This window comes from Kribbella sp. NBC_00662 (genome assembly GCF_041430295.1).
Classification (GTDB): domain Bacteria; phylum Actinomycetota; class Actinomycetes; order Propionibacteriales; family Kribbellaceae; genus Kribbella.
Window position 1 is genome coordinate 2,017,454 of the sequence record NZ_CP109029.1, and the last position, 15,283, is coordinate 2,032,736.

Sequence of the window (15,283 nt, forward strand, 5' to 3'; positions counted from 1 at the left end):
GGATTGGACCGCAGAGGTGATGCCCGGGAACGTTCGGAGTGGTGGATGGTTGTTGCATTTCCACAGTTATCTGGTCCGTTCGGATGCCGGTGTGGTGTTGGTGGACGCGGGGGTGGGGCCGGCCGGTGGGGAGGCGGCCGAGTGGTTGGGGGTGGCTGGGCGATTGCCGGGTTTGTTGGGGCGGATTGGGGTGGAGGTCGGGGATGTGGACGCGGTCGTGTTGACGCATGTGCATCTGGACCATGTGGGGTGGGCTTCGAATGGGGTGCGGCCGTTGTTCCCGCGGGCGGAGTACGTCGTACAGCGGGATGAGGTCGAGCAGGTGCGGAGCGGGGCGACGTACCTGAGCAGGATCCGGCCGATCGAGGAGGCCGGGCAGTTGCGAGTGGTGGAGGGGGAGACAGCGCTGCGCGGGATGCGGTTGGTGCCGACGCCGGGGCATACGCCTGGGCATCAGTCGGTGGTGACCGAGCGGGCGATCCTGGGCGGGGACGTGCTGGTGCATCCGGCGCAGGCTCGGTCGCCGGAGCTCACCTATGTGTACGAGCGCGATCCGGCGACCGCCGTGACGTCACGACGCGAGGTGCTCGCGATGGCGGCCGCGATGGGGGTCCCGATCGCAGCGGCGCACCCGAGCAGCGCCCTGCGACCAGGTGCCCCGCCAGGCGCCGACGGCACGCAGCTCCTGCCGGTCGACGTCACGCCGGTTGCGGGAGCGGGCGCCGGAGACGAGGTCTGCCCGCCGTACAGGCTTTAGCGGTAGCCGGTGGTGTCGGCTGGTTTGCCGGCGCTTTCCACCTCGACGATGTAGCGCCAGGCATCCGGCCGGCTGCCGTCCAGGTCCGTGAAGCCGTACAGCTGCGCGAGTTCCCCGCTGGACGTCGACTTGCCGTTCCACCGCACTACGTCGGGGTCCGCCGCGAGCGCCGCCACCGCGCGGCCGACGTACGACGGGCTCTCGGAGATCGCGAAGTGCGGGACCTTCTCGGTCGCGTCCCGCCAGTTCTCCTCGCGTACGCCGAACCCGTCGAGCATCGCCTCCGACCGCAACCACCCCGGCGTGAGCAGTACGGCGGCAGCGTCGTACTGCTTCAATTCATGCGCCAGCGCGAACGCCATCCGGCTGACCGCACCCTTCGCCACGTCGTAGAAGAACGAGACGCGATAGTTCGACGCGTTGTACTCGTTGGTGCCGTCCGTCATCTCGACGACCAGTCCGCCGGGCGTCTTGATCAGCAACGGCAGCGCGAAGTGGCTCGTGATCGCGTGCGTGTTCACGCCGAGCTCAAGCAACCGCAAACCGGCCTCGAGGTTGCTCTCCCAGACGGTCTTGTCCCACTCGGGCTCGCCGAACTGCCCCCAGATGTCGTTCACCAGGATGTGCAGCGCGCCCTGCTCGGCCTCGATCCGCGCCACCAGCTCGCGCACCTGCGCCGGATCGAGATGATCCACCGGTACGGCGATACCGCGCCCGCCGGCCTTGTCGACGAGCTCGGCCGTCTCCTCGATCGTCTCCGGCCGACCCATCTCCGACTGCCGGCTCCGGGTGGTCCGGCCGGTCACGTACACGGTCGCGCCCGCCGCGCCGAGCTCGACCGCGATCCCCCGCCCGGCCGCCCGGGTCGCCCCGGCGACCAACGCCACCTTCCCCGCCAACGGCTTCATCGCTCCTCCTAATCCATACGTTGTACGATTATGTACCATACGGCGTATGGTTAACGTCGGCAAGCGCTCCGGGCGGCCCCGCGCCGGGGAGGAGCGGCTGAGCCGCGAGGCGATCCTGACCGCGGCGCTGCGGATCGTCGACGACGAGGGCATCGACGCGCTGACGATGCGGCGGCTCGCGGCGACCCTGCTGGTCAACCCGATGTCGCTGTACCACCACCTGCCGAACAAGGCCGCCGTACTGGCCGGCCTCGCGGAGCTGGTGTTCGCCGGGCTGGAGCTACCCGACCCCGGCGACGCCGTTCCCTGGGACGAGCAGCTCAAGGAGGCGGCGCGTGCCTATCGCAACGGTCTCCGCCAGCACCCGAACCTCGCACTGCAGGTGCTGTCCGACACGTCGGCGGTCTCGGACGTCGTCGTGGTCACGATGGAGCCGTTCTACCGCGCGCTCGACCGCGCCGGCTTGTCACCGCGGCAGATCTTCGAGGCGGCCAACACGCTGATCGATTTCATCCACGGGTTCAGCCTCGGCGAGGCGTCCGTGAGGGCCGAGACGTTCGAGCTCGCGCCCGACCTCCTCACCCGCGTACGAGCCCTACCTGCTGACAAGGCACCGACGCTGACCCGGATCATCAACGGACTCGGCGCCGAGGGCCTCGCCTACGACTTCGACGGCGGGTTCGAGTCCGGACTCTCCACGCTGACCGCGGGAATCGCAGCCACAGCTCGGCGGCGGTAGCGCGAGATCGCGACCCCGACCAGGCAGAGCGCGCCACCGCCGTACGCGAGCGGCGCCGGGCTCTCGCCGAGCAGCAACCAGCCGAGGAAGATCGTGATCGGCGGGACCAGGTACGTCGTCGCGCCCATCCGGCCGGCCGTCGTACGAGCCAACGCGTAGGCCCAGGTCGTGAAGGCGATCGCGGTCGGGAACGCGCCGAGGAACACGACCCACCAGATCGTCGACGCTCTCGCATCACCCACCTCGTGAACCAACGTCGGCCCGAACGGCAGACACGCGACTGCACCGATCACGCACGACAACCACGTCACCTCGAGCGCAGGCAGTCGCGCGAGCAACGGCTTCTGCGAGACGACACCGATCGCGTACGCCGCCGCGGCGACCAGACACAGGACAACACCCCACGTCTCGGCACCGCCGTCGGACGACGACAGCCCGATCAGAACCACCCCGCCGAACGCCACAATGCTCCCCATCACCAGCTGACGCGGGAAGCCCTCATGCAGAAGAACACCCGCCAGCAATGCGATCAGCAACGGGCCGATGTTGACGAGCATGGCCGTCGTACCGGCGTCGAGGTGGCGCTCAGCCTCGTTCAACGCGAGGTTGTAGACACCGAACCAGAGCAGACCGCAGGCCAGCAGGAACTTCCAGTCCCGCCGGGCCGGCCAGCGTCGCGGCCGGGCGAACACGAAGATCCCGAGCAACACACTGCCGACCAGCAGCCTCCCGAGCGACAGCGCACCGGAAGAGATCTCCTGACCGACGTGGCGGATGGCCACGAACGCCGACGCCCACAGCACCACCGTGACCGCTGCCGCACCGGCGGCCAGCACACCCTGCTTCCTCATGCCGATACAACGCAGTCCGGGCTCATGATGTGAGGCTAGGTGTCGGACGCTTCGGCGGCGACCGAACTACGCGGCTCCGGCAGCGCGAGCGGTACGACGAACGCCGTGATCAGGACCGGGATCGTCAACCCCGCGACCAGCACCGACATCGTGAACCACAGCGAGCCGAGCGCGAACCCGCCGTACACCGCGATCGCGAAGACCTCGGCGAAGAAGCCCGACACCGAGGTCACGGTCGCCCGCGCCCGACCGGTGATCGCGTCCTGCAGCCGCGACTCCGACACCACGATCACGAGCTGCATCAGCCCGTAGCCGAGCGCGATCGGCAGGAATCCCCACGCCGACCCGCTGAGCGCTCCGGCCGCGATCAGCACCGCCGTCGCCCCGAGCCCCACCGCGAAGATTGCCGCAGGCAACTTGTACGCCGGACCCGCGAGCGCGCTGCCGATCGCCTGCGCGGCAACGGTTCCCGCGATCAGCAGCGGGATCAACTCGGTGGTCGCACCCGTCCCTCGAGCCAGCAGCGGAAAGTACTCGTCGAAGGCCAGGAATCCGCCCAGCAGCGCCACCAACGCTACTGCTCGGCGCACCGATCGGCTGGTCAGCACCTCGGTGACACCTGAGCGGAGCATGCGGAGGTAGTCGGCGAAGGCTGCTCGAGTACCTGATTCGTCCGCCTCGCGAGCGGTCTCGACAGCGCGCGCCTCGGGAAGCGTCCACGCAACGACCGCCTGGAGCAGGCCGCTGAGAACGCTGACGATTCCGGCCAGCGTGTAGCCGCCGAGGGCGAACAACGGTGTGGCGAGCGCGGTCGCCGCGAGGTTCGTGACGAACGAGGCGGAGCGAGCGCGACCGAGGACGGTCGCGTAGTCGGCGGTGCGGTCACGCGCGGCGAGTTCGTCGTACACGAACGCCTCGTACGTGCCGGAGATCAGCGCGGACGAGATACCCCAGAGGACGAAGCCCAGCGCGAAGCCGGCGAACGACGGGAGCGTGATCCAGGCGGCGTACCCGAGGGCGCTGATGAGAGCGCCGAGGATCAGCAGCTTGCGCCGTGAGTACGTGTCCGCCCAGGCGCCCGAAGGCACTTCGAGGACGAACGCGGTCGCCGACCAGATGACGAACAGCGTCGAGATCTGGGCAGCCGACAGTCCGTGATCGGCGAACAGCAGCTGGTACAGCGGGTAGAGCGGGATGAAGTCGTGGAACGCCTCGAAGGCAATGACCCGGGCGAACAGACTCTTGTCAGTGCGTCAAAAATGCGGGCTCGGCAGTCTCATGCATCGAAGATACGCGAAATTGGCGCGCGAAACCGCTGGAATATCGGTCAGAGTAGGGCGATGGGACAGGTCAGCGAACGGTTCTGGGCGAAGCTGCCGGAGGGCAGTCGCGACGCCCTCGTCGACGGATTGAGCCAGTCCGAGCTGCAGTCGGTGCTGCTCGACGTGACCCGCGAGCGGGCCGCCAAGGTGACCCCGGCGCGGCTGCTGCAGCGCTGGCAGCAGGACCGGTTCGTACGCCCGTCGTCCATCGATCCGCGCGAGCTGGTGAAGACCCAGCAGCGACTGTGGGCGGCATTACCGGAGAAGTTCGACGGCGTTCAGTTGTCCCCGGTGACTCCGCTGGGCACATGCTCGGCGATGGCGACGATCAACCAGCACCAGGTGGTCAGCACGATCCGCGGTACGGAGGTCGCCAGTGACCCCACCAACGAGCTGGCGATCGAGGCCGCCGTACGCCGTCGGGCAGGGCAGGACCGTGTGCACCTCGCTGCCTGTCAGCGGGTGGTGCGAGCGCAGCCGTTCGACGGGCCGGGGATGTCGGCGCATTTCGAGCTGTTCGTGCTGGTGTCGAGCGCGCGCGACACGGGCTCGTGTCGTACCGAGGCCGAGCTGCTGATCGACCACCTGCGGTTCTGGCACGACGTACTGGGTGAGAAGGCCGAGCTCACGTTCACGGCGTTCAAGGAGTCGGCGCTGCGCGAGCGGATCGAGGACACGGTCCGGCCGGCGCTCGGGGTCGCGTTCACCGAGGACACCGAGCGGACCAAGAGCGAGAGCTACTACGCCGGCACCGCACTCGGCATCGATCGCGACGGCGAAGGGCTCGGCGACGGCGGCTTCACCACGTGGACCGCGGATCTGCTCGGCGACGCGAAGGAACGTTGCCTGACGTCATGCATCTCCACCGAACGCCTCACGGTCATCGGAGCTTGAGCAACCCCGCATCGGTCGGCCGGAAGCCGCACGCATCCAGGTAGAACGCCGTCAGATGTGGCTCGAAGTCGACGTGCAGCCACTCACATCCAGCCTTCCGCGCCTCCTCGGCCGCGGTCAGCACCAACTGTTTCCCGATTCCTCGCCGTCCATGATCGGGACGCACAGCGGTGTCAAGCACGAACGCATGCGCCCCGCCGTCCCAACACACCTGCACGAACCCGACCAGCTGATCATTGCTAAAGGCACCAACCCACGTCAGCGCCCACCGCTCCAGCCGCTCACCCCACGCGCTGACCTCGAGCTCGCTCTCGAACGCCGCGGCATGCAGCTCGGACAACTCATGGTCGTCGACCGGGAAGCGCACGACATAGCTCAGGTTGGTATGCACGCCTCAGTGCTTATCAGGACAACCGTGCTGTGCTCCATCAGATTCAAGCGGTCGCGGGCCGCGCGGAGGCCGGCGAGGGTGGCTGCGCCACTCGGGCCGGAGGAGATACCGGCTGCTTGCAGGTCGTCGACGGCCTGGAGGGCTGCGTCGTCCTCGACAGTGATGGAGTAGTCGAGACCGGAGCGCAGTACAGGCCAGGCGAGGCTGGACGGCGTGCCGCAGTTGAGGCCGGCCATGACGGTCTTGGTGGTCGGGATGGTGAGGAGCTCGCCGGCGAGGAGGCTGGTGGTGACGCAGGATGCGGTGGCCGGCTCCACGCCGAGGAGGGCCGGAGTGACCGGCCCGCTGCGGTAGTGCGTGACGGCTGCCTGCGCCACCGAGCCCACACCCATCGGGACAACCACCAGGTCAGGCTGTACGTCGATCTCGCGGAACAGCGTCGAGTACCCGTCCACGATGTACTGCGGAATCACCTCGTACCCGGGCCACGCCGAGTCCTGGATCAACAGCCGATCGTCCCCCGCGTACGACGCGGCCTCAGCGACCGCAGCGTCGTACGAATCCGGTACGACGGAAACCGCCGCACCCTCCGACCTGATGGCATCGACGGAGGCATCGCTCACCACGTCCGGGACGAAGACGTGCGCCGCCAGCCCGAGCATCGCCGCCCGCCGCGCCACGGCACGACCGTGGTTGCCGTCGGTCGCGGTGACCAACTCAGCGGCGCCCGGATGCTCCAGCATCGCACGGTGGATCGCCCACCAAGCGCCCAGCGCCTTGAACGCCGGCAGCCCGAGCCGCTGCGACTCGTCCTTCACCAGCACCTGACCGACCCCCAGCTCGGCGGCGAGTGCCGGGACAGGGGTCAGCGGAGTCGGGCGGTACGACGGGAGGCTCTGGTGGAACGACAACACCTCGGCCGGAGCAGGCGACGTACGCCAGGACCTCGCGGCCGGGTTCTCGTACCAGTGCACCAACTAAGCGACCAGCGCGAACGCCTGAGCCGTTGCGGAGTACGCCCGTGGGCCGGACGGGATCCGGTGCGCGGCGCGGTCCTCGACCCGGATCGCGGCCGTCTGCAGCCGGACCGGCAGCGTGGACCGTACGGCGGTCGCCAGGTCGAACTGCACCTCAGCCAGCAGATCGGACAGCTCCAGCTCGAGGGCCCGGCAGATCGCGGCGAGGATCTCCGACGACGGCTCCTTGCGGCCGCGCTCGATCTCGGACAGGTAGGGCACCGACACCTGGGCCAGCTCGGCGAGCTCGCGCAGGGTGATCCCCCGCTCGCGCCGCAAGCGGCGGAACACGTTCCCGATCACCTGGCGTAGCAACACGTCTGGTCCTCCTCGCCTCATGTCCTACCCCGAGTGTGCCATCTCCGCGAGGTCGGCCGTACGAAGATCTGCCCTGAGCAGATTCCTGCTCACCAGTTGAGCGCCTGCTGCAGGTCGGCAGTCAGGTCCTCGGGGTCCTCCAGGCCGAGGCTCAGGCGCAGCAGACCGTCCGACGGCTTCGCCTCGGCAGTCACCAGCCGGTGGGTGAGCGCTGCGGGGTGCTGGATGAGCGTGTCGACGCCGCCCAGGGACACGGCGTGGGTGATGAGCCGCAAGCCCTGGGCCACCCGGGATGCTGCCTCGAATCCGCCGGACATGGTGAAGGCAAGCACAGCGCCCGGCCCCGCCTGCTGACGTCCGACCAAGCCTTGGGGGTCGACGAGGCCCGGGTAGTAGACCTGCTCGACCGTCGGCTGCGCCGAGAGCCAGTCGGCGACCTTGATGGCGGTCGCCTGCTGCGCCCGTACCCGAACCGGCAGCGTCTGCAGTCCCCTGTGCAGTTCGTACGCCGCCAACGGATGCAGCAGGCCACCTGTCACTGCGCGGATCTGCCGGAGCCGGCCGACCCACTCCACGCTGGCCGCGACGACGCCACCCATGACGTCACCATGGCCGCCGAGGTACTTGGTTGCCGAGTGCAACACCAGGCTCGCCCCGTGCCGAGCCGGCTGCTGCAGTACCGGCGTCGCGAAGGTGTTGTCCACCAGCACGGGTACGTCGCCTGCCGCGGACGCGACCGCCGCGATGTCGACGAGGGTCACTGTCGGGTTCGCCGGGGTCTCGACGATCACCAGACCGGTGTCGGGACGGATCGCTCCGGCCACCTCACTCGGCTGTGTGTAAGTCACGGTTGTCCCCAGGAGGCCTGTGGATAACAGGTGGTCCGAACCGCCGTACAGCGGTCGTACGGCGACCACGTGCGGACGGCCCGCGGCGACGCTGGCGAGCAGGCACGCGGTGAGCGCGGCCATGCCCGAGCCGAACGCGACCGCGCCCTCGGTGTGCTCGAGCTCGGCCAGCGCGTCCTCGAAGCGCGCGACGGTCGGGTTCCACAGGCGCTGGTAGACGAGGCTGCCGCCGTCCGGGCCGCGGCCTCCGGCGAGCGAGTCGTACGACGCTCCGCCCGTGTTCACGTCGGGGAGCGGATAGGTGGTGGACAGGTCGATCGGGGGGACGTGGACGCCGAGAGCGGCCAGGTCGTCGCGACCTGCGTGGACGGAACGCGTGTCGAGCTGGGTCATCGCTGCCTCCTCGACCCAGAGCTTGGAATCTTCTGCGAGATTGCCGCAATAGTTCCGAAGAAAATTCGTCCACAGGGTCGTCCACATGCTGTGGATTCTGTGGACGGGCTCTAGAGTGAAGGCATGCCGAAGGATCGTCGGAGCCCTGGACCGGCTCCGCGGCCGGTGCCTGGCGGCCTCGACGAGGTCGACCGGAAGCTGGTGCAGCTGCTGACCGCCGACGGGCGGATGGCCAACAACGCGCTCGCCGAGGCGACCGGGATCGCGCCGTCGACGTGTCTCACGCGGGTGCGGTCACTGCGTGAGCGTGGGGTGATCCGCGGCTTCCATGCCGACGTGGATCTGGGCGCGCTGGGTCAGCCGCTGCAGGCGCTGATCGCGATCCGGATCGGGGCGCATTCGCGTGACGAGATCGACCGCTTCCGCGCGAAGGTCCCGACGTTGCCGGGCGTGCTCTCGCTGTTCCACGTCAGCGGCGCCAACGACTACCTACTGCACGTCAGCGCGGCTACTCCGGATGCCCTCCGGGAGTTCGTGCTCGATCACCTGACCGCTGATCCGGCCGTCAGCCACGCTGAGACCAGCCTGATCTTCGAGCACATCCGCGCGATGCCGAACGCCCACCACTGACCAACCCGCCGCACACCGGCAAGCTGCGGCTCAGGCAGGCGGGCGCCAGGCGTTTGCCGAGGGTTTGTCAGTGCGGGAGGTCCGCGATCAGCGGGGCTTCAGGCCCCAAGCGACGGCGAGCAGCTCGAAGGAGCGGCGGCGTTCGGCCGGGTCGTGGATGTTGGTGGTGATGATGAGCTCGTCGGCGTCGGCCTTGTTGGCCCGGCGGAGGAGGTCGGCCGCCACCTGGTCGGGCGTGCCGACGGACACGAGTCCGGCCCACTCCTCGACGGCGGCCTCTTCCGCCTCGGACCACGGGTAGTCCGCCGCTTCCTCGGGAGACGGCAGCGGGCCAGGACGGCCGGAGCGGAGGCGGAGCATCGAGAGCGCGTTCGCACGGGCCAGGGCCTGGGCGCGTCCCTCGGTCTCGGCGACGATCGCGGCGAGGGCGAGCATCGCCCGCGGCTCACCGTCGTTCTCGAAGCGCTGGAAGTTCTCCTTGTACGTCGCGATGACGCCGGCCGGATCGAGTGTCCCGAAATGCCCGGCGTACGCGAAGCCGGTCCCGAGTGCGGCCGCTGCCTGACCGCCGTACGTGCTGGATCCGAGGATCCACACCGGCGGGAGCGGTACGTCGTCCGGCTGCGCGCTGATCGGCTCGAACGGGTGGCCGGCCGGGAAGCCCTCGACGTACGCGCGGAGTTCGGCGTACTGCTCGGTGAAGTCGTCCGCACCGAGGGCCTCGCGGCTCCGGCGCAGTGCGAGCGCGGTGCGCTGGTCGGTGCCGGGCGCGCGGCCGATGCCGAGGTCGATGCGGTCCGGGTACAGGCCGCCGAGCACGCGGAACGTCTCCGCGACCTTCAACGGGGAGTGGTTCGGCAGCATGATCCCGCCGGAGCCGACGCGGATCGTCGACGTGGCGGCCGCCACCGCCGCGATCATCACCTCGGGGCTCGTGCTCACCACGCTGCGGATGTTGTGATGCTCCGCCAGCCAGTAACGGTGATAGCCGGCCGCCTCCGCGGTGCGGGCCAGCTCGAGCGTCTCGTGCAGCGCCTCCGACGGCCGCGTGCCCGTCGGCACCGGCGAGAGGTCGAGCACGGACAGGGGCATCGGTTCGGCGCTCACGAACCTTGGCAACCGCCGCCGCGCGCGACCTATTCCGGGTACGGCGTGTTTGCCCGGGCGTCACGCAGTGATCGAGCCCACCATGCGAGCTGCCGGAGCATCGCCGCCGCCGCCTCGGACGTGGTCGGGTCGGTCGGCTCGCCGCCGTCGAAGTCCTCCTCGCGGAATCCGAGGCTGTCGCGGATCGTCACCGCGTGCAGCTCACCGAAGACCGGCCTGAGCTGCTCGGCCGCCCGCAGTCCGCCCGACCGTCCGCCGTACACGACGAACCCGACCGGCTTCGCGTACCAGGGCCGCCGTACGGCGTCGATCGCCGTCTTCACGTCACCCGGGTACGCGTGGTTGTACTCCGCCGTGACGATGATCACTGCGTCCGCGTCGTCGATCCGCCGCGGCAGCTCCACCAGCGGCACCGCGCTCAGGTCGATCAGGTCGAGCTTGAACTCGTCCGCCCGCTCGACCTCCCGCGCAAACCACCGCGTCACCGCCGTCCCGAACCGCCCGCCGTCGAGATTCCGCGTCAACACGACGAGCCGCAGCGGATGAACAGTCACGCGAACGACGCTAGTACCTCAACAAGACTTGAGGTCAAACGAGTCTCACCCGAGCGACGGGTACGGCGGTTCCTCCAGCCCCGGACGCGCCCGGACTCGCGGCGGCGCGAATCGCAGCCCGGCGAACGCCAGCACCGCAACCACGACCGTCACCGCGGCAATCGGAAGCCAGACCTCCACCGCCACCAAGCCGGCGAACCACAACAAGAGCAGCCCACTCGCCGCGGCCGCGCCGAGCATGGTCCCGAAGCCGGCCCGGTTCCGGGCAGCCAGGAGCACCAACGCGGTGAGAGCAACGATCGCGACTCCCGCCGCCGGGACGCCGGCGAAGATCGTGAAGTAGCCATGCGGATCGCAGTCCGGACCGTCGCACGGTTGGGACAGGAACACGATCGGCTGGACGGCGGCCGCCGCGACGAGCACGAGCGCGCCGACCGCGTTGGCCGGCCAGAGCCAGAGCCGCGCCGGGCGCGCGGCGTCGGCGCCCGGCAGCACAGGCGTCACGCGGTGTGCTCGGGGGCGGGCGGCGGTGCGGACGGCGGGGTGGAGGGTTGGAGCTCGGTCTGGGCGGCGTTCATGAGGCGGGTCTGGTCGCCGAGGACGCCTACGGTCTGCCAGGACTTGGTGACGGCGGCAGCCTGAGGAGAGTCGTCACCGAAGAGGTCGCGGGCCGTTGCCTGGGTGGCCTCGGCGAAGTCCCGGAAGGTGCTGGACTCGGCGAGGTTGCCCGAGGTCAGCGTGCTGTACCAGATCTTGCCGGCGTCGTCGTACGCGTTCCCGCCGAGTTCGGTCGCGACCAGGTAGAACGCGCGGTTCGGGATGCCTGAGTTGATGTGTACGCCGCCGTTGTCGTCCACGGTGTCGACGTACCCGGACATGTCGGCCGGCTGCGGATCCTTGCCCAGTCGCGGATCGTCGTACGCCGTGCCGGGCGCCTTCATCGATCGCAGCGCCACACCCTGGACGCCCGGCAGCAGCAGCCCCGCGCCGATCAACCAGTCGGCGTCCGCGGCGCTCTGACCCGTCGCGTACTGCTTGGCGAGCGACCCGAACACGTCCGAGATGCTCTCGTTCAACGCACCCGACTGGCCGTCGTACGCGAGGTTCGCCGTGTACTGCGTGACGCCGTGCGTCAACTCGTGCCCGGTGACGTCGATCGACGACGTGAAGTTGCCGAAGATCTCCCCGTCGCCGTCCCCGAACACCATCTGCGCGCCGTCCCAGAAGGCGTTCGCGTACCCGCGGTCGTAGTGCACCGTCGAGGTGAGCACCAGCCCGGCGCCGTCGATCGAGTCCCGCCCGAAGCACTCCTGGTACAGCGTCCAGGTCGCGCCGGTGCCGTCGTACGCCTGGTTCACCGCGTCGTCCTGGACCGCCTCGTCACCCTCGGCGCGGACCAGCGTGCCTGGCAGGTCGGTGCCGTTCTCAGCGTCGTACACGTCGCGCTGCCTGCCGCCCGCCGCTCTTGTGGCCTCACGGCCGGCGGCAGGGCGCGAACGCAGTACGGCGTCGTGCTGCAGCGACTGCCGGTACCGGGCACGGAGGCTGGGGTCGCTCGCGGACCGCTCGAGCTGCTCGAGCAGGTACGGCGGGATGATCGAGTGGAACACCACTACAGGAAAACCCCGGAAAGGGATAAACTCAAGGATTTGTGACTGCCGCGCGCGTGTCATTTCCTGAACGACGAAATGCGGCCTGAAAGCCAACGGGACGCATTTTAACACAAGGGGTTTGAAATTGCCGAATCCGGTCGATGCCGAGCAGGCTCACCTGACCACGTTCTACGCTGCGCTCGACAGCGAGCGCGAGCGCACGGACGCCCGGACCGACGACGAGCAGCTCGTCCGCACCCGCAACGCGCAGGCGCTGCACCAGCGCGACGGACGCATCCGTGACCTCAAGCTCCGCCAGGCCCGGCTGAACGCCGCCGAGGAGGGCCTGTACTTCGGCCGCCTCGACACCGCCGACGGCGAGATCCTGCACATCGGGCGGCTCGGTCTGCACGACGCGGACTACGAGCCCTTGCTGGTCGACTGGCGCGCTCCGGCGGCGCGGCCGTTCTACATCGCGACCGCGGTCGCCAACCACGACGTCGTACGCCGCCGGCACATCCAGACCCGGTTGCGCCGGGTGATCGACGTCCAGGACGAGCAGCTCGATCTCGGCCGGGAGGCGGCCGACCCGTCCAAGCCCGGCACCGGCGTGATCGGTGAGGCCGTGCTGATGAAGGCGCTCGAGGCGCGCCGGACCGGCCGGATGGAGTCGATCGTCCAGACCATCCAGGCCGATCAGGACCGGATCATCCGTTCGGAACTGCCCGGAATCCTGGTCGTCCAGGGCGGTCCGGGCACCGGTAAGACCGCGATCGCGCTGCACCGCGCGGCATTTCTTCTGTACACACATCGTGAACAACTGGAAAAGCGCGGAATTCTCGTCGTCGGGCCGAATGCGGCGTTCCTGCGGTTCATCGGGCAGGTGCTGCCGTCGCTCGGTGAGGACGGCGTCCGGCTGGTCACGATCGCCGAGCTGTATCCGGGCCTGAACGCGACCCGGCCGGAGCCGCCGGAGAGCGCCGAGGTGAAGGGCCGGACGGTGATGGCCGAAGTGATCGCGAAGGCGGTCGCCGATCGGCAGTGGATCCCGGAGGAGCCGGTTCGGGTCACGGTCGACCGGACCGAGCTCACGCTCGACCCGTCGGTGTGCGAGGAGACGCACGCGCGGGTTCGCAACCGCGGCCTGACCCACAACCAGGCGCGGCCGTTCATCCTCAACGAGTACACCGACTACCTGACGAACCAGTACGCCGAGCTGATCGGCACTGATCCGCTCGACGGCGAGCAGTTGCTGGACGAGTACGACCTGGCCGAGCTGCGCAAGGAAGTCCTTGCCGAGCCCGCCGTACAGGCTCTGCTGGAGCAGCTGTGGCCGTTGCTCAGTCCGCAGAAACTGCTCGAGGACCTGTACGGCGACGAGGCCCGGCTGGCGTCGGCGGCGCCGCAGTTGTCGGAGCTGGATCGCGAACATCTGTTGAGGTACGGCGACGACTGGTCGCCGGCCGACGTACCGCTGCTGGACGAGGCGGCGGAGCTGCTCGGTGACGACGGCACCGAGGCGGCTCGGGAGCGGGCGGCGCGGGCGCGCGCAATCGCTTATGCACAAGGCGCTCTGGACGTGCTGAGCGGTTCGGGTTCGACCGACTGGGACGAGGACGACGAGGCCGAGATCCTGACCGCGAAGGACCTGCTGGACGCGGAGACGCTGGCCGAGCGGTTCGAGGCGGACGACGATCGGACGCTGGCTGATCGCGCCGCGGCGGATCGGCGGTGGACGTACGGTCACGTGATCGTCGACGAGGCGCAGGAGTTGTCGCCGATGGCGTGGCGGGCGATTGCGCGGCGGTGCCCGTTGCGGTCGATGACCGTGGTCGGTGATGTCGCGCAGACGAGTTCGATCGGTGGCGGGACGTCGTGGGCGAGCGCGCTCGGCGAGACGTTCGACGATCGCTGGCGGCTGGCCGAGCTGACGCTGAACTACCGCACGCCCGCCGAGGTGATGGAGCTGGCCAACGACGTACTGCGTCAGGTCGATCCGTCGGCGAAGGCGCCGCAGTCCGTCCGCTCCACCGGCGTGAAGCCGTGGCACGCGGACGTGCCTGCGGCCGAGCAGGCGCTGTACGTCTACAAGATGGCGGCCGAGGAGACGGCGTACGGCGAGGTCGGCGTGATCACGTCCCGCAACCGCCTCGAACTGATCCAGGAGGCGGTCGACGGCCTGGCCGGCGTGACGGTCCTGACCGCCCGCGAGGCCAAGGGCCTGGAGTTCGACTCGGTCCTCGTCGTGGATCCCGACGGCATCGTGATCGAGTCGCCCCGCGGCCTCCGCGACCTGTACGTCGCCCTGACCCGTTGCACCCAGCGCCTCGGCGTGATCGGCCAACTGCCCGACGTACTGCGGGAGTCGGCCGCCTGGGGTTAGTGGTCGGTGCAGCAGTTCTGCTGGTGCTGGAGTTCGAACGGGATGAGGACATCGCCGGCGGCCGGCTGGACCTGGAGGACCAGGCGGCCGTCGCGGCGTACCGGGCGGAGGAAGTCGAGGGTGTCGACCAAGGTGTCGTCCTCGACCGGTACGCCGCCGATGCCTTCGAGTTGATCGATGCCGCAGCGGGTGCACAGCTCGGCGGCGGGCAGTACGCCGTGCGCCTGCTCGTGACCGGGCCAGCGGACGACGCGTCCCGTCGTACCGAGGGCTGCTTCGACCGCGGCGACGTACGCACCGCGGACCAGGCGGCTCGGGCCGGCGAGCTCGGGCTCGGACGCGCCGGGCCGAGTGATGGCCAGGCCAACGTTGCGGTCGGCAACGATCTCGCGGATCTGGTCCGCGAGGTCGGCCGCGCTGGTCAGCGACACCGCGACGTGCGGACGGTCGTCGCCCGACACCATGTGGGTGAGGGCGACGACCGGCTGGTCCACGGCGTCGATCAGCTCGTACAGCAGGTGGTCGGCAGCCGCCGTGTCCGAGCTGTCGGCGTCGATCGCGATGATCACAACTGAGTTCC

17 protein-coding genes are annotated in these 15,283 nt (G+C 69.3%); 5 read left to right on the plus strand and 12 right to left on the minus strand.

Annotated elements, in window-relative coordinates; translation table 11 throughout:
• The first annotated feature begins 19 nt into the window (after positions 1-19).
• Positions 20-757 (plus strand): MBL fold metallo-hydrolase, encoded by a 738-nt coding sequence (locus OHA10_RS10195; RefSeq protein ID WP_371407923.1) that lies wholly within the window; start codon positions 20-22, stop codon positions 755-757.
• On the opposite strand, the gene OHA10_RS10200 is transcribed toward OHA10_RS10195, so the two are convergent.
• Entirely contained in the window at positions 754-1,665 is a 912-nt protein-coding gene (locus tag OHA10_RS10200; protein WP_371405929.1) for an SDR family oxidoreductase, read from the minus strand. The two genes, OHA10_RS10195 and OHA10_RS10200, sit on opposite strands and share 4 nt — an antisense overlap.
• A 46-nt stretch (positions 1,666-1,711) precedes the next feature.
• Between OHA10_RS10200 and OHA10_RS10205 the strand changes: the two genes are divergently transcribed.
• Positions 1,712-2,404, plus strand: coding sequence for a TetR/AcrR family transcriptional regulator (locus OHA10_RS10205; protein WP_371405930.1), 693 nt, complete (start codon positions 1,712-1,714; stop codon positions 2,402-2,404).
• Here OHA10_RS10205 and OHA10_RS10210 read toward each other — a convergent pair.
• Together OHA10_RS10210 and OHA10_RS10215 are read right to left on the minus strand one after the other, a co-directional pair.
• The gene (locus OHA10_RS10210) at positions 2,326-3,255 is read right to left on the minus strand and encodes a DMT family transporter (RefSeq protein ID WP_371405931.1); all 930 of its coding nucleotides are present in this window, start codon (positions 3,253-3,255) and stop codon (positions 2,326-2,328) included. The two genes, OHA10_RS10205 and OHA10_RS10210, sit on opposite strands and share 79 nt — an antisense overlap.
• A 35-nt stretch (positions 3,256-3,290) precedes the next feature.
• The gene (locus OHA10_RS10215; RefSeq protein WP_371407924.1) at positions 3,291-4,493 is read right to left on the minus strand and encodes an MFS transporter; all 1,203 of its coding nucleotides are present in this window, start codon (positions 4,491-4,493) and stop codon (positions 3,291-3,293) included.
• 102 nt (positions 4,494-4,595) lie between these two features.
• Between OHA10_RS10215 and OHA10_RS10220 the strand changes: the two genes are divergently transcribed.
• Entirely contained in the window at positions 4,596-5,471 is an 876-nt protein-coding gene (locus OHA10_RS10220; protein ID WP_371405932.1) for a hypothetical protein, read from the plus strand.
• Here the strand turns inward: OHA10_RS10220 and OHA10_RS10225 are convergent.
• The 4 genes from OHA10_RS10225 to OHA10_RS10240 all read right to left on the minus strand — a co-directional run bounded on the left by OHA10_RS10225 (position 5,458) and on the right by OHA10_RS10240 (position 8,437).
• The gene (locus OHA10_RS10225; RefSeq protein WP_371405933.1) at positions 5,458-5,862 is read right to left on the minus strand and encodes a GNAT family N-acetyltransferase; all 405 of its coding nucleotides are present in this window, start codon (positions 5,860-5,862) and stop codon (positions 5,458-5,460) included. The two genes, OHA10_RS10220 and OHA10_RS10225, sit on opposite strands and share 14 nt — an antisense overlap.
• Positions 5,847-6,836 carry a pyridoxal-phosphate dependent enzyme gene (locus OHA10_RS10230; RefSeq protein ID WP_371405934.1) on the minus strand — a complete coding sequence of 330 codons (990 nt, stop codon included), beginning with the start codon at positions 6,834-6,836 and terminating at the stop codon, positions 5,847-5,849. The genes OHA10_RS10225 and OHA10_RS10230 overlap by 16 nt, the downstream gene beginning before the upstream one ends.
• Before the next feature lie 3 nt (positions 6,837-6,839).
• On the minus strand, positions 6,840-7,196 hold the full coding sequence (locus OHA10_RS10235) for a helix-turn-helix domain-containing protein (protein ID WP_371405935.1): 357 nt from the start codon (positions 7,194-7,196) through the stop codon (positions 6,840-6,842).
• An 89-nt stretch (positions 7,197-7,285) separates the two neighbouring features.
• The gene (locus OHA10_RS10240; RefSeq protein ID WP_371405936.1) at positions 7,286-8,437 is read right to left on the minus strand and encodes a PLP-dependent aspartate aminotransferase family protein; all 1,152 of its coding nucleotides are present in this window, start codon (positions 8,435-8,437) and stop codon (positions 7,286-7,288) included.
• A 123-nt stretch (positions 8,438-8,560) separates the two neighbouring features.
• On the opposite strand from OHA10_RS10240, the gene OHA10_RS10245 reads away from it, so the two are divergent.
• On the plus strand, positions 8,561-9,067 hold the full coding sequence (locus OHA10_RS10245; RefSeq protein ID WP_371405937.1) for an Lrp/AsnC family transcriptional regulator: 507 nt from the start codon (positions 8,561-8,563) through the stop codon (positions 9,065-9,067).
• Positions 9,068-9,154: 87 nt separating this feature from the next.
• Here OHA10_RS10245 and OHA10_RS10250 read toward each other — a convergent pair whose 3' ends face one another.
• Genes OHA10_RS10250 through OHA10_RS10265 form a run of 4 tightly spaced genes read right to left on the minus strand, consistent with a single transcriptional unit; the run spans position 9,155 to position 12,338 of the window.
• Positions 9,155-10,174, minus strand: a complete 1,020-nt coding sequence (locus OHA10_RS10250; RefSeq protein WP_371405938.1) for an LLM class flavin-dependent oxidoreductase — start codon at positions 10,172-10,174, stop codon at positions 9,155-9,157.
• A 29-nt stretch (positions 10,175-10,203) separates the two neighbouring features.
• Positions 10,204-10,728 (minus strand): NADPH-dependent FMN reductase, encoded by a 525-nt coding sequence (locus tag OHA10_RS10255; RefSeq protein WP_371405939.1) that lies wholly within the window; start codon positions 10,726-10,728, stop codon positions 10,204-10,206.
• Positions 10,729-10,773: 45 nt separating this feature from the next.
• Complete coding sequence (locus OHA10_RS10260) at positions 10,774-11,232, minus strand: hypothetical protein (RefSeq protein ID WP_371405940.1); 459 nt, start codon at positions 11,230-11,232, stop codon at positions 10,774-10,776.
• Complete coding sequence (locus tag OHA10_RS10265) at positions 11,229-12,338, minus strand: M4 family metallopeptidase (RefSeq protein WP_371405941.1); 1,110 nt, start codon at positions 12,336-12,338, stop codon at positions 11,229-11,231. Before OHA10_RS10265 ends, OHA10_RS10260 begins: the two co-directional genes overlap by 4 nt.
• 127 nt (positions 12,339-12,465) lie before the next feature.
• Between OHA10_RS10265 and OHA10_RS10270 the strand changes: the two genes are divergently transcribed.
• Complete coding sequence (locus OHA10_RS10270; protein WP_371405942.1) at positions 12,466-14,703, plus strand: helicase; 2,238 nt, start codon at positions 12,466-12,468, stop codon at positions 14,701-14,703.
• Here the strand turns inward: OHA10_RS10270 and OHA10_RS10275 are convergent.
• Positions 14,700-15,272, minus strand: a complete 573-nt coding sequence (locus tag OHA10_RS10275; protein ID WP_371405943.1) for a hypothetical protein — start codon at positions 15,270-15,272, stop codon at positions 14,700-14,702. The two genes, OHA10_RS10270 and OHA10_RS10275, sit on opposite strands and share 4 nt — an antisense overlap.
• Between the last annotated feature and the right edge of the window lie 11 nt (positions 15,273-15,283).

Coding starts and splice junctions, on each gene's coding strand:
- OHA10_RS10200 (WP_371405929.1), bottom strand. CDS start 1,665: ATGAAGCCGTTGGCGGGGAAGGTGGCGTTGGTCGCCGGGGCGACCCGG.
- OHA10_RS10205 (WP_371405930.1), top strand. CDS start 1,712: ATGGTTAACGTCGGCAAGCGCTCCGGGCGGCCCCGCGCCGGGGAGGAG.
- OHA10_RS10195 (WP_371407923.1), top strand. CDS start 20: ATGCCCGGGAACGTTCGGAGTGGTGGATGGTTGTTGCATTTCCACAGT.
- OHA10_RS10220 (WP_371405932.1), top strand. CDS start 4,596: ATGGGACAGGTCAGCGAACGGTTCTGGGCGAAGCTGCCGGAGGGCAGT.
- OHA10_RS10240 (WP_371405936.1), bottom strand. CDS start 8,437: ATGACCCAGCTCGACACGCGTTCCGTCCACGCAGGTCGCGACGACCTG.
- OHA10_RS10210 (WP_371405931.1), bottom strand. CDS start 3,255: ATGAGGAAGCAGGGTGTGCTGGCCGCCGGTGCGGCAGCGGTCACGGTG.
- OHA10_RS10245 (WP_371405937.1), top strand. CDS start 8,561: ATGCCGAAGGATCGTCGGAGCCCTGGACCGGCTCCGCGGCCGGTGCCT.